Annotated in this window: 14 protein-coding genes; 5 read left to right on the top strand and 9 right to left on the bottom strand. The window is 73.1% G+C overall.

Annotated features, from left to right (window positions below; translation table 11 throughout):
* Positions 1-25 precede the first annotated feature (25 nt).
* On the bottom strand, positions 26-1045 hold the full coding sequence (locus tag ACZ4MF_RS07545; RefSeq protein ID WP_467490744.1) for an SGNH/GDSL hydrolase family protein: 1020 nt from the start codon (positions 1043-1045) through the stop codon (positions 26-28).
* A gap of 164 nt (positions 1046-1209) precedes the next feature.
* Between ACZ4MF_RS07545 and ACZ4MF_RS07540 the strand changes: the two genes are divergently transcribed.
* The gene (locus ACZ4MF_RS07540) at positions 1210-2601 is read left to right on the top strand and encodes a cystathionine beta-synthase (protein WP_356027247.1); all 1392 of its coding nucleotides are present in this window, start codon (positions 1210-1212) and stop codon (positions 2599-2601) included.
* A gap of 370 nt (positions 2602-2971) precedes the next feature.
* Here ACZ4MF_RS07540 and ACZ4MF_RS07535 read toward each other — a convergent pair whose 3' ends face one another.
* Entirely contained in the window at positions 2972-3820 is an 849-nt protein-coding gene (locus ACZ4MF_RS07535) for a helix-turn-helix transcriptional regulator (protein WP_467490742.1), read from the bottom strand.
* 147 nt (positions 3821-3967) lie between these two features.
* Between ACZ4MF_RS07535 and ACZ4MF_RS07530 the strand changes: the two genes are divergently transcribed.
* A complete protein-coding gene (locus ACZ4MF_RS07530) occupies positions 3968-4729 on the top strand; it encodes an SDR family oxidoreductase (RefSeq protein ID WP_467490740.1) in 762 nt (253 codons plus the stop codon).
* 18 nt (positions 4730-4747) lie between these two features.
* On the opposite strand, the gene ACZ4MF_RS07525 is transcribed toward ACZ4MF_RS07530, so the two are convergent.
* The 6 genes from ACZ4MF_RS07525 to ACZ4MF_RS07500 form a co-directional block, all read right to left on the bottom strand.
* The gene (locus tag ACZ4MF_RS07525; RefSeq protein WP_467490738.1) at positions 4748-5179 is read right to left on the bottom strand and encodes a hypothetical protein; all 432 of its coding nucleotides are present in this window, start codon (positions 5177-5179) and stop codon (positions 4748-4750) included.
* Between the two features lie 116 nt (positions 5180-5295).
* Positions 5296-5928, bottom strand: a complete 633-nt coding sequence (locus ACZ4MF_RS07520; protein ID WP_467490736.1) for a carbonic anhydrase — start codon at positions 5926-5928, stop codon at positions 5296-5298.
* Between the two features lie 156 nt (positions 5929-6084).
* Positions 6085-7017, bottom strand: coding sequence for an ABC transporter substrate-binding protein (locus ACZ4MF_RS07515; protein ID WP_467490734.1), 933 nt, complete (start codon positions 7015-7017; stop codon positions 6085-6087).
* A gap of 13 nt (positions 7018-7030) precedes the next feature.
* Entirely contained in the window at positions 7031-7729 is a 699-nt protein-coding gene (locus ACZ4MF_RS07510) for an ABC transporter permease (protein ID WP_467490732.1), read from the bottom strand.
* Position 7730: 1 nt separating this feature from the next.
* Positions 7731-8372 (bottom strand): ABC transporter permease, encoded by a 642-nt coding sequence (locus tag ACZ4MF_RS07505; RefSeq protein WP_467490730.1) that lies wholly within the window; start codon positions 8370-8372, stop codon positions 7731-7733.
* Positions 8369-9403: an ABC transporter ATP-binding protein gene (locus ACZ4MF_RS07500; protein WP_467490728.1), complete on the bottom strand. Its 1035-nt coding sequence runs from the start codon at positions 9401-9403 to the stop codon at positions 8369-8371. Before ACZ4MF_RS07500 ends, ACZ4MF_RS07505 begins: the two co-directional genes overlap by 4 nt.
* A gap of 141 nt (positions 9404-9544) precedes the next feature.
* On the opposite strand from ACZ4MF_RS07500, the gene ACZ4MF_RS07495 reads away from it, so the two are divergent.
* The 3 genes from ACZ4MF_RS07495 (at position 9545) to ACZ4MF_RS07485 (ending at position 12658) form a co-directional block, all read left to right on the top strand.
* Complete coding sequence (locus ACZ4MF_RS07495) at positions 9545-11062, top strand: aromatic amino acid ammonia-lyase (RefSeq protein WP_467490726.1); 1518 nt, start codon at positions 9545-9547, stop codon at positions 11060-11062.
* A complete protein-coding gene (locus tag ACZ4MF_RS07490) occupies positions 11059-11940 on the top strand; it encodes a MurR/RpiR family transcriptional regulator (protein ID WP_467490724.1) in 882 nt (293 codons plus the stop codon). Before ACZ4MF_RS07495 ends, ACZ4MF_RS07490 begins: the two co-directional genes overlap by 4 nt.
* Positions 11941-12046: 106 nt before the next feature.
* Entirely contained in the window at positions 12047-12658 is a 612-nt protein-coding gene (locus tag ACZ4MF_RS07485) for a hypothetical protein (RefSeq protein WP_467490722.1), read from the top strand.
* A 4-nt stretch (positions 12659-12662) separates the two neighbouring features.
* Here the strand turns inward: ACZ4MF_RS07485 and ACZ4MF_RS07480 are convergent, their stop codons facing one another.
* Positions 12663-13037 (bottom strand): roadblock/LC7 domain-containing protein, encoded by a 375-nt coding sequence (locus ACZ4MF_RS07480; RefSeq protein WP_467490720.1) that lies wholly within the window; start codon positions 13035-13037, stop codon positions 12663-12665.
* Position 13038: the final 1 nt, after the last annotated feature.

Here is a 13038-nt window from a genome sequence, read left to right as displayed (position 1 = left end):
GAGAGGCGCGGGTGGGCCGGGGCGGTCATACCGACGGAGTCGCCGGTTCGGCTTCCGGGACACGGCGGCGGCGCCGGCGCTTCAGCAGGGCCCAGGGGCCGCGGGGGCCCGTCGGCATCGCCGCGGTGACCTCCGTGCCCGCCTCCGAGGCGGCCTCGGCCGCGGCCCGGGCCACCGGCAGGAAGCCCTCGCGCCGCAGCACGTCCGGACGCTCCTCCTCCGCCGGCCACAGACCGAGCGCCGCGCACACCGTGGGCAGGACCGCCATCGCCGCCGTCGCGTAGCCCTCGGCCGAGGGGTGGTAGTTGTCCGGGCCGAACAGTTCCCGGGGGTTCGCCTCGAACTCCGGGCCCAGCAGGTCGCCCAGCGACACCGTGCGGCCCCCCTGCTCCACCGCGCCGATCGTCTGGGCCGCCGCCAGCTGCCGCGAGGCCCGCCGGGCCAGCCAGCGCAGCGGCTGCTGCACCGGCTCGATCGTGCCGAGGTCGGGACAGGTGCCGACCACCACCTCGGCCCCGGCCGTGCGCAGCCGCCGTACCGCCGACGACAGGTGCCGTACCGAACGGGTCGGCGGCATCCGGTGGGTGACGTCGTTCGCGCCCACCATGATCACGCAGATGTCGGGGACGGGCGAGGGGCCGCCGAGGGTCAGGGACACCTGCCGGTCCAGGTCGTCCGACTGGGCGCCGGGCTGGGCGACGACACGGAGCTCCACCGGGCGTTCCGCCACCGCCGCGAGTCCCGAGGCCAGCAGCGCCCCCGGCGTCTGGCCCGCCCGGTGCACGCCCTGCCCGGCCGCCGTCGAGTCGCCGAGCATGGCCAGCCTGAGGGGCGGCTCGCCGGGGACGTCGTAGGTGTGGCCGTAGATCCCGTCGGCCACCGGCACCCGGCCGCCGCTGCCGTTGCCCACATGGCGCCGGGCCAGCCGTACCTCCGCCAGCAGCAGGCCGACGGCGGCCGCGCCGGCCAGGCCGACCCCACCACCGCCGTACGCCGCTCCGGCCGCGATGCGCCGGGCCACCCGGGCCCTCGACATGCTCGTCATGCGTCGCCGCCACCTCCCTCGTAGCCGTACACCCACTCCTTGCCCCGTACAGCCCGTGCGCCAATCTCAACGGGGAGTGAACGACCACCACGTCGCACGCCTGGGCCGTAGGCTGGCGGAACCACTACGACCACTGTTTTTGTGCACAGCAACCGGAGACAACGGTGCAATTCCACGACTCGATGATCAGCCTCGTCGGCAACACCCCGCTGGTGCGGCTCAACAACGTGACCAAGGGCATCCAGGCGACCGTCCTTGCCAAGGTCGAGTACTTCAACCCAGGCGGCTCCGTGAAGGACCGCATCGCCCTGCGCATGATCGAGGCCGCCGAGCAGAGCGGCGAGTTGAGGCCGGGCGGCACCATCGTGGAGCCGACCAGCGGCAACACGGGTGTGGGGCTCGCGATCGTCGCTCAGCAGAAGGGGTACAAGTGCATCTTCGTGTGCCCCGACAAGGTGAGCACCGACAAGATCAACGTGCTGCGCGCGTACGGCGCCGAGGTCGTGGTCTGCCCGACCGCCGTGGACCCCGAGCACCCCGACTCGTACTACAACGTCTCCGACCGGCTCGTCCGCGAGACCCCGGGCGCGTGGAAGCCGGACCAGTACTCCAACCCCAACAACCCGCTCTCCCACTATCACTCGACCGGCCCCGAGCTCTGGGAGCAGACCGAGGGGAAGATCACCCACTTCGTGGCGGGCGTGGGCACCGGCGGCACCATCTCCGGCACCGGCCGCTACCTGAAGGACGCCAGTGACGGCAAGGTCCAGGTCGTCGGCGCCGACCCGGAGGGCTCCGTGTACTCCGGCGGCTCCGGGCGGCCGTACCTGATCGAGGGTGTCGGCGAGGACTTCTGGCCGACCGCCTACGACCGCACCGTCGCCGACGAGATCGTCGCCGTGTCCGACAAGGACGCCTTCCAGATGACCCGCCGCCTGGCCAAGGAGGAGGGACTGCTGGTGGGCGGCTCCTGCGGCATGGCCGTCGTCGCCGCCCTGCGCGTCGCCGAGCGGCTGGGCCCGGACGACGTCGTGGTCGTGCTGCTGCCGGACAGCGGGCGCGGGTACCTCAGCAAGATCTTCAACGACGAGTGGATGGCCGACTACGGCTTCCTGGAGGACGAGGGCCCCAGCGCCCGCGTCGCCGACGTCCTGAACCACAAGGCGGGCGGCACCATCCCCTCCCTCGTGCACATGCACCCCGAGGAGACCGTCGGCCAGGCCATCGAGGTGCTGCGCGAGTACGGCGTCTCGCAGATGCCGGTCGTCAAGCCGGGCGCCGGCCACCCGGACGTGATGGCCGCCGAGGTCGTCGGCTCGGTCGTGGAGCGGGAGCTGCTGGACGCCCTGTTCTCGCAGCGCGCCTCCCTGGAGGACCCGCTGGAGAAGCACATGTGCCCGCCGCTGCCGCAGGTCGGCTCCGGCGAGTCCGTCGGCGACCTGATGCAGGTGCTCGGCTCGGCGGACGCGGCGATCGTCCTCGTCGAGGGCAAGCCGACCGGCGTGGTCAGCCGCCAGGACCTGCTGGCCTTCCTCGCCCAGGGCGGCAAGCAGTAGCCGAACGCACGGTGAAGCGCCGGTTTCCGTGCGGCACCTGCGGGTGGCCTGCCGGTCGGGCGGACTTCGCGGAAGTGGTACGAGCGTGTCACGTCCGCGCAGCACACGCTTAACACGGGTCCGGCACATTGGTGGGCGTCGGCAGGGGTGGGAGCGGCTCCCCGCCCAGGCCGACGCCGAACGGCGCCAAGGACCTCCGGAGCGGCTCCCGGACCTCCATGGACGCCACGGACGCGTGATGCCCGGCCCTGACCCGGCCCGCGTCCCTCGCGGGGACCGCCGTCGTCCCGCCCCCCGGAAACGGGGGTGCGGCGGTCCCCGCGAAAGCTTTCCGGACGGCCGTCGGCGCTCGCGGACGGCCGTCAGCTGTCTAGACGGTCGTCCAACTCGCCAGCAGGGCCAGGCGCTCCGCCGTCTCCGACCCCTTCTCCGGGGTGTACACCACGAGCGTCTGCTCCGGGTCCTGGCCGACCGTCAACGTCTCGTACGGCAGGGTCAGCAGGCCCGCGACCGGGTGCCGGATCTTCTTCACGCCGTACGCGCACTCCCTGACCTCGTGGTCCGCCCAGAGCCGGCGGAAGTCCTCGCTCTTCAGGGAGAGTTCGCCGACCAGAGCGCACAGCTCGGGGTCGTCGGCGTGCCGGCCGGCGGCGATCCGCAGGTTGGCCACCGTCGTGGCGGCCACCGCCGGCCACTCCGGATACAGCTCACGGGCGGACGGGTTCAAAAAGACCTGCCGGGGCATGTTCCGCCCGGCCGGGGCGACGCGGCTGAAGCCGTTCACCGCGTCGCCGAGCGCGTTCCAGGCGAGCACGTCCATGCGGCGGCCCAGCACGAACGCCGGGCTGCGCTCCATGCTGTCGAGCAGGCTCTGCACGCCGGGGCGGACCTGCGGCGCGGGCCGGTGCCCGGGCCGTTCGCCCCGGTGCCGGTGCTGCGGGCGGGCCACCGTCCGCAGGTAGGCGTGCTCGGTCTCGTCCAGCCGCAGCACCCGCGCGACCGCGTCCAGCACCGCGTCACTGACGCTCGCCCCCCGGCCCTGCTCCAGCCGGATGTAGTAGTCGACACTCACCCCCGCGAGCTGGGCCACCTCCTCGCGGCGCAGGCCCGGTACGCGGCGCCGCCCATGGCTGGGCAGCCCCACCTCCTCGGGCTGGATCCGTGCGCGCCGCGAGCGCAGGAAGCCGCCGATCTCGCCGTCCAGCCAGTCCCCGTCCATGGCTCGATCGTAGGGGAGCGGGCGGACGCGAACCTGGTACTGGCATACCCAGGAAAAGCGCATCCCTGGGTACGGCCGCCGGGCCCGGCGAGGGTGGTGTCAGCCGCCGGGGAGCAGCCCCGGCGCCGATCCCCAGGGGGAACGCCCATGTCGTACGCGAACCTGTCCGGCCGCACCGCCGTCGTCACCGGAGCCGCCAGCGGCATCGGCGAGGCGCTCGCCGTCCAGCTCGCCGCCGAGGGCGCCCGGGTGGCGCTGCTCGCCCGGCGCGCCGAGCGGCTCCGGACGCTGGTGGAGAAGATCCGGGCCGACGGGGGCGAGGCGCTCGCCGTGGCCGCCGACGTCACCGACGACGCGTCCGTGGACGCCGCCCGGGACCTGGTGCACGAGACCTTCGGGGCCGTCGACCTCGTCGTCAACAACGCCGGTGTCATGCTCCCGAACCCCGTCGCCGACGGCCGGATGGACGAGTGGCAGCGGATGCTCGACACCAACGTCGGCGGCGTCCTGCGGGTCATCCGCGCCTTCGGCGCCGACCTGGTGGCCGCCGCCGGCGAGGGCCGCACCGCCGACCTGGTCGACGTCTCCTCCGTCGGCGCCCACGTCCCGTACCCCAACTACGCGGTGTACGGCGCCACGAAGGCCGCGGTCACCTATCTCTCGCAGTCCCTGCGCGGCGAGTTCGGGCCGCGGGACGTGCGGGTGACGAACATCGAGCCGGGCCTGACGCAGACCGAGCTGGCGACGCACATCGACAGCACGGAGCTGTCCGGGCAGCTGGACGGCATGTTCGACGTGCTCGGCGGCCTGACGGCGGCGGAGGTCGCGGACGTCGTCGCCTACGCCACCAGCCGTCCCCGGCACGTCAACCTCCGCCAGATCATGGTCCTTCCGACCCGGCAGGTCTGATCCGCTCCCGGCGTCCGCTCAGCCGTCGTCGCGGGAGCGGTCGCGGTCGCGCCGGCCGGCGAGCAGTTCGGGGTTGAGCCGGACCGCCTGGGCGAAGTTGACGCCGACGATGCCGACCCAGGCGGCGATCGTCCCGGTCGTCCCCGCGATGCCGCCGCAGACGGCGGTCAGCGGAATCGCGAGGACCAGCGAGATGATCGCGAACCCGAAGCGCTCCACCCAGGTGTCGGCGTCCTTCGGCCGTCGCGCGCCGCGCGCGCTCGCCATCCGCTGCTCGGCCAGGTGCCGCTGCACCCGGCGGCCCACCATGTCGTCGATGCGCCGCTCGGCCTTCTCCAGGAAGGAGTCCAGCAGCGCCGTGTCGTAGTCCTCGCCCAGCTCGCGGCGGGCCCGCACCGTGGCGTCGAGATCCTTGCGCAGGTCCACGTCCCGTGGGTCCAGAGTGCTCATGCCGTTCAGGTTAGGGAGCGGCCGCCCTCGCCGCACTGGGGATAGCCCCCCTGTCCGGGGCGGGGACGGCGGGAGTGGGACAGCAGGGGTGGAACGGCGGGCTCAGGACAACAGGCTCAGCGCAGCAGGCTCACCATCCCGCTGTCCAGGTCGAATCGCGCGGCCTCCACCCCGGCGGAGCCGAACGCCGGGTCGGCCCGGATGACGTCCCGTACCCACGTGGTGTGCGCTCGCATGGTGTGCTCGGCCCAGTCCCCGCCCTGCCCCCGGGTGCGGTGCGCGGCGGGTGTGATCTCGTCCACCAGCAGTTCCAGATGCCCCGGCACGGCCGCCCCGGTGCGCAGGTGCTCCAGCGTGGCGGCGACCGCGCCGCACCGCTCGTGCCCGAGCACCAGCACGAGCCGGATGCCGAGTTCCTGGACGCCGTACTGCACGGAGGCGAGCACCGCCTCGTCCAGCACCTGCCCGGCCGTCCTGGTGCACAGCAGGTTCCCGAGGCCCTGGTCGAAGACCAGCTCGGGCGGCACCCGGGAGTCGACGCAGCCGACGATCACCGCGAACGGCTGCTCCCCGGCGGCGGGCAGGTGCCGCCGGGAGCGGCCGGTGGTGTAGCGGGCGTTGCCGGCGAGGAGTTCGTCGAGCGCGGCGGCCGCCGTGGCCGGGAGCCCGGCCGGGCCGCCCGGGGGTATGGGGCGGGGCGCGGCCGGTGCCGGGGCGGCCGTCAGGAAGGCCTTGCGATCGGAGGCCATGACGCGTCCTCAGGAGTCGTACCAGTGCCGTAACCAGGAGTGTCTTCAGCGCCTTTCATGGAGCTTCTCTTCACGGTACGCAGCGGAATCGTTACGTTCCGTTTCCGTTTAACGACACTTGGCTGATTCGTCGTCAGATCATTGCGACCGGTCCGGCTACTTCACCAGTCCGTGCTGCCTGGCATAGGCGTCCGCGACGTCCTGGGGGTCCTTCTTGTCGTTGTCCACCTGCCGGTTCAGCTCGGTGAGCTGGGCCGTGGTGAGCAGGTTGCCCAGCTTGGCGAGGGCCTTGCGGACGGTGTCGTCGGCCTTGCGGTCGGCGATGAGCGGGACGATGTGCTGGCTGGGGATCAGGTGCTCGGGGTCGGTGAGCACCACCCAGCCGTTGGCCCTGATGTCGGTGTCGGTGGTGAACAGGTTCGCCACGTCCACGTCGCCCTTCTTCAGCGCGCCCTTGACCAGCGGCCCGTCGGAGTCGAGCGACTTGAACTCCTTGAACTCCACGCCGTACACGTCCTTGAGGCCGACCGCGCCGACCTGGCGCTTCTTCACCTCGGGCGCGGCGCCGATGACCAGCCTGCCGTTCTGCTTCTTCAGGTCGGCGAGGGACGTCAGCCCGTACTTCCTCGCGGTCTCGCTGGTGACGACGAAGGCGTCGGAGTCCTCCGCCGTGCCGTACGGCAGCACCTGGAGGCCGGCCGGGAGGGCCTGCGTGAGGGCGTTCTGCATCTCGCCCGACTCGGTGGCCGTGGCTTTCGGGGCGAGGTAGTTGAGGAGGGCGCCCTGGTACTCGGGCAGCAGGTCGATGTCGCCGCCCCTGAGGGCCGGGATGACGATCTCGCGGGTGCCGAGGTTGGGGCGGACGGTCGTCTTCACACCGGCTCCCTGGAGGGCGGCGGCGTACAGGTAGCCGAGCACCTGGTTCTCGGTGAAGTTGGCGGTGCCGATGGTGACTCCGCCCTTGCTGGAGCCACCGCCGCCGGCGGCGGAGCCCGAGCCGTTGAGGGAGGTGACGCCGCTCGCGCAGGCGGAGAGGGCGGGGACGGAGGCGACCGCGAACAGGCCGCCGAGGACGGTACGTCGATTCATGTCAGGGGGTTCCCTAAGCGGTGCGGGTGGGGGTCCCCCCGCTCGAGCGAAGTCGAGAGCGGGGGAGGAAGAGGAAGCGCTGGAGGGCGGCCAGGGTCATGTCCAGGGCGATGGCGACGACGGCGACCAGCACCGCGCCGCCGAGCACCTGGACCAGGTCGCGCTGGGCGAGGCCGTCGAAGACGTAGCGGCCGAGGCCGCCGAAGGAGACGTACGCGGCGATGGTCGCCGTGGCGACGACCTGGATCAGGGCGAGGCGCAGACCCGTCATGATCAGCGGCAGCGCGAGCGGCAGTTCCACCTGGAACAGGACCTGGTGGCCGCGCATGCCCTGGCCGCGCGCAGCGTCCTTCACGTCCGGGTCGACGGCCGTCATGCCGGCGTAGGTGTTGGTGACGATCGCGGGGACGGCGAGGGCGACCAGCGCGACGTACACCGGCAGCATCGACAGGCCGCCGGCCAGGAAGACCAGGACGACCAGGCCGACGGTCGGCAGGGCGCGGCCGAAGGAGGCGAGGTTGATCGCGAGGAACGCGCCCCTGCCGGTGTGGCCGATCAGCAGGCCGAGCGGCAGTCCGATGGCGGCGGCGATGAGCGTGGCCAGCAGGGAGTACTGGAGGTGTTCGGCGAGGCGGTGCGCGATGCCGTCGGGGCCGGTCCACTGGGAGCTGCTGGTCAGCCAGACACCGAGGTTCTTGAGGAGCTCGTACATCTCAGGCTCGCCTCCTGGTCCACGGGGTGAGGGTGTACTGGACGGCGACCAGCGCCGCGTCCGCGACGACGGCGAGGATCAGGGTGAGGACCACTCCGGCGATCACCGGGGTCGGGAAGTTGCGCTGGAAGCCGTCGGTGAAGAGCTGGCCCAGGCCGCCGTCGCCGATGTAGGTCGCGACGGAGACCAGGGAGATCGACATGACGGTGGCGATGCGGACGCCGGCGAAGATCACGGGGAGCGCGAGGGGGAACTCGACGGTCAGCAGCGTGCGCAGCGGGCGCGTGCCCATCGCCTTCGCGGCCTCCTTCACCTTCACGGGGACCGAGTCCAGGCCCTCGACGGTGTTCCGCAGCAGGACGACCAGGGTGTAGACGGTCAGCCCGGTGACGGTGGTGGTGCGGGTCAGGCCGCTGACCGGCAGCAGCAGGACGAAGATCGCGATCGACGGGATCGTGAACAGGACGTTGGACAGGCCGAGCAGCAGGCCGCGCAGCCGGGGGAGCCGGTGGGCGACCACGGCCAGCGGCAGCGAGATCAGCAGGCCGAGGGCGACGGCCGTGAGAGCGGCCTGGAGGTGGGAGAGCGTCAGGGTGGTGAGGTCGTCGGTGTGGGCCGATATCCAGGACCAGTCGATCGTCATGCGGCCACCCGCACTTCCGCGTGGGCGCGGCCGGCGCGCTCGTGGATGTCGTCGCGGGAGGTGACGCCGGTGAGGACGCCGTCGGGGTCGACGCGGGCGATCAGGCCGGTGGGAGAGGCGACCGACTCGTTGAGGGCGGAGAGGAGCGAGTCGGTGTCCCGCAGCGGGCGGACCGGGATCTCGGCGTCCTGAGAGGCCCAGTGGAGGGGCTTGCGCTGCGCGTCGAGGGCGAGGGTCCAGGGGCCGCCTTCGGGTGCCGGTCCCTGCGGGACATCGGCGAGGGTTGTCAGGGACAGCAGCTTCAGTCCGCGCTCGGCGCCGAGGAAGTCGGCCACGAAGTCGTCGGCCGGGCGGGCCAGGAGTTCGGCGGGCGGGGCGCACTGGACCAGGTGGCCGCCCGTGCGGAACACGGCGATCTGGTCGCCGAGCCGCACCGCCTCGTCGATGTCGTGCGTGACGAACACGATGGTCTTGCTCAACTCCGCCTGGAGTCGCAGTAGTTCGTCCTGGAGCTGGGCGCGTACCACCGGGTCGACCGCGCCGAACGGCTCGTCCATGAGCAGGACGGGCGGGTCGGCGGCCAGGGCGCGGGCGACGCCGACGCGCTGTTGCTGGCCGCCGGAGAGCTGGTGGGGGTAGCGCCGGCCGGCCTCCGGGGCCAGGCCCACGGTCTCCAGGAGTTCCGCGGCGCGGGCCCGGGCCTCCTTGCGGCGCCTGCCGAGCAGCAGCGGGACGGTGGCGATGTTGTCGAGCACCGTGCGGTGCGGGAAGAGGCCGGCCTGCTGGATGACGTAGCCGATGGAGCGGCGCAGCGCGGCCGCGTCCTGCCGGGTGACGTCCTGGCCGCCGACGCGGATGGTGCCGGAGGTCGGCTCGACCATCCGGTTGATCATCCGCAGGGTGGTGGTCTTGCCGCAACCGGAGGATCCGACCAGGACGGTGATGCCGCCCTCCGGTATCTCCAGGTTCAGGTCGTGGACCGCTGTGGTGCCGTTGGGGAAGCGCTTGTGGACCGCGTCGAACTGGATCATGAGATGTCCCTTGCCCGGCTGTATAACGTCATGCAGAGTTCTTGGTGTGTGAATAGCTTGTCAACGGTTCGGCGTTAATCCGCTGTAACGGATGACCGAAGGGCAAGATCGGGTGTCCGGATTGAGGGGAGCTTGGGCGTGTTGTCGTCTCGCATAGTGGATGCATCGCCGTCCGTGTCGTCTGCGCGATCCGCGACCGTGGTGCTGGACGGGTCCGGACTCGGTGTCGAGGACGTCGTGCGCCTCGCCGACGGGAGCGCGCGGCCGGTCCCCGCGCCCGAGGCGATGCTGCGCGTGGAGGAGTCCTGGAACGCCGCCCGGCAGATCGCCGCCACCGGGCGCGTCTACGGCCGCTCCACCGGCGTCGGCGCCAACCGGAACGAGGACGTGCCCACCGAGGCCGCCTCCGATCACGGCCTGCGCCTGTTGCGCAGCCATGCCGGCGCGATCGGCGAGGAACTCCCCGCCCGGCAGGTGCGCGCCGCCCTCGCCGTCCGCGCCAACCAGCTGCTGGCCGGCGGCGCCGGGCTGCGGCCGAGCGTGGTCACCGCGCTGTGCGAGGCGCTGGAGTCGGGCGCGTACCCGGTCGTCAACGAGTTCGGCTCGGTCGGCACCGGCGACATAGCGGGCCTGGCCCAGGTCGGCCTCGCCCTCGCCGGGGAACACCCGTGGCGGGGCGCGGGCGCCCCCGCCCCGCGGCGCCTCGACAACAACGACGCCCTCGCCCTGATCAGCAGCAACGCCCTGACCCTCGGCCAGTCCGCGCTCGCCCTGCACGAGCTGCGCGGGCTCGTCGCCGCCACCCAGGTCGTCGCCGCCCTGTCCCTGCTCGCCGTCGACGGTTCCCACGAGGCCTACGCCGCCCCCGTGCACGCCGCCCGCCCGGACCGGGGCAGCGCCGAGGCGGCCCGGCGGATGCGCGAGCTGATCGGCGCCGCCGACCGGCCCACTCCGCCGCTCGGCCGGATCCAGGACCCCTACGGCTTCCGGTGCCTGCCCCAGATCCACGGCCCCGCGCACGACGCCGCCGACGCCCTGGAGCGGGTGCTGGACGTGGAGATCAACGCGGCCGCCGAGAACCCGCTCATCGTCCCCGAGGACCAGGCCGCCTACCACCACGGCGGCTTCTACGCGGCCCGACTCGCCCTCGCCCTCGACCACTTCAGGCTGGCCCTCACCCAGGTGGCCCGGCTGTCGACCTCCCGCCTGTCCACCCTCAACGAGCCCGCCTACACCCGGCTGCGGCCCTTCCTCGCCGACTCCGCACCGGCCGCCTCCGGCGTGATGATCCTGGAGTACGCGGCCGCCGCCGCCCTCGGCGACCTGCGTGCCTTCTCCGCGCCCGCCTCGCTCGGCCACGCTGTACTCTCCCGGGGCGTCGAGGAACAGGCGAGCTTCGCCTCGCTCGCCGCGCGGCAGACCCTGCGCGCGTGCGGTGCGTATCGTCTGGTGGTCGGCTGCGAGCTCGTCGCCGCCGTCCGCGCGCTGCGCCTGCGCGACCTGCGGCCCGACCCGGGGCTGCCGGCCGGCCGGGCCTTCGCGCTCGCCGAGCCGGTCCTCGGCACCGACCCGGCCGACCGGCCGCTCACGGACGACGTGGCGGCGGCCGCCGCACTGCTCGGCCGGTTCACGGACATCTGGAGGGGGAGCGCGTCATGAGCGTGGACAGGAGTACCGACACCGAGAGTGTGCCGTCCGGCGCCCCGGACAGTCCCGCGGGCCGGTTGCAGGCGCTCTTCGAGGGGCACCGGCTCACCCCGACCCAGCGCCGGATCGCGCACAGCATGGTCCGGCGGGCCGCCGACGTGGCCTTCCTGTCCAGCGTGGAGCTGGCCGAACTGGCCGGGGTCAGCCAGCCGTCGGTGACCCGGTTCGCCGTCGCGCTCGGCTTCGACGGCTATCCGGCGCTGCGCAGGCATCTGCGCGAGGTCGTGCCCGCCGAACCGGCCGCCGAGGCGGGCGCGTTCAACGAGTACCAGCAGGCCGTCGAGGCCGAGATCGAGAACCTGCGGCACCTCGCCGAACTGCTCGCCGACCCGCGCCCGGTGCAGCGGGCCGGCCGGATCCTCGCCGCGTCCCGGCCGCTGCCGGTGCTCGGGCTGCGCGCGGCCGCCTCCCAGGCGTACGGCTTCTCGTACTTCGCGGCCAAGGTCCACCCGGACGTCCGGCTGCTCGACGAGGGCGGCACGATGCTCCAGGACCGCATCGACGCCGTCGTCCGCGCGGGCGCGTCGGCCCTGCTGTGCTTCGCGCTGCCCCGGCATCCGCGCGAGGTCGTCGACACCCTCGCCTACGCCAAGGACGTGGGGCTGACCACGGTCACGGTCGCCGACTCCGCGTTCGCACCGGTCGCCAAGTACTCCGACCTGCTGCTGCCCGCCGCCGTCGGCACCGGGCTCGCCTTCGACACCGCGTGCGCGCCGATGCTGCTCGGCCGGGTGCTGCTGGAGGCGGTCTGCGACGACCTGCCCGAGGCGCAGGCCCGGCTGGAGGAGTTCGACGCGAAGGCGGCGGCCCGGGGCCTGTTCGTGGAGTGACCCGCCTGCGGGCTCTCGCGGATGCTCTCAGACTCGTCTCAGGTTCGCCCACTAGCTTCCCTGCGACATAGAGGCGCTGTGGGAACACGTGACACGGGAGGCCGACGTGGCGCGCGCAGGACGAGAAGGACGCGGGGGACGCGGGGGACGCGGGCTGGCCCGGGTGGCCGTCGTCGTACGGGCCGGGGCCGCACCGCTGTGGTGGTCCGGGGTGGTCGCGGCCGGGATCGGGGGGCTGCCGCCCGGACTGACCGGACGCCGGACCGGGGTGCTGGCCGGGGCCGCGCTGTTCCTCGTGGCCGCGGCCGCCGTACCGCTCGCGCGGCGGGGGCGGTACGACGTTCTCGCGCGCGGCGCGGCCCGCGCGGGCAAGTACGACGTGCTCCAGGACCGGGCGGTGACCGTGCGCGTCTGGCGCCGGGGCCACCGCTGGCGGCTGCTGCTCGCCCTCGCCCTGGCGCTGGGCTCGTCCTTCGTCCTCCCCGCGGCCGGCGGCCTGCTGCTCGCCGGGCTCGGCACCGGACTGCGGCTGAAGGCCGCCTGGATCGGGCGGCGCGAGCGGGCCGGGCAGACGCTGCTGTGGGTGCGCGTCGACCGGCTGGGCCCGCGCGGCGGTAACCCGGTGGGGAAGGCCGTGACGGGCCTGCGCGGTACGGGCATCGCGGCCGGCGACGCGGCCCCGGGCGGAGCCCGCCGCCGCACCGCGGCGCTCGCCTAGAGGCTCAGACCTCCAGTTCCTCCTCGATCCTCCTCAACTGGTGCCGGGCCATCGCCAGGTTGGCCCGGGACGAGTCCAGGACCAGGTAGAGGAACAGGCCGTTGCCGCCGCGGCTGCTGAGCAGGCGGATCAGGTGGTACTGGTCGGTCAGCGTGATCAGGATGTCCTCGATCCCGCCCTTGAGGCCCAGCATCTCCATCGTGCGCATCTTGGCGCGGATCACGTCGGTGTTTCCGGCGGCGGCCACGTTCAGGTCGAAGGTCTTGCTGCCGCCCATCGTGCCCAGCGCCATCCCGCTGGTGTAGTCGACGAGCGCGACGCCGGTGGCGCCCTCGATGGAGGTGAGCGCCTCTTTCAGCGCGGTCTCGGTGTTCGCCATG

The organism is Streptomyces sp. NPDC025793, from assembly GCF_055558375.1.
The sequence above is the reverse complement of the archived record's forward strand: the minus strand, read 5'-3'. Positions and strand labels throughout refer to the sequence as shown.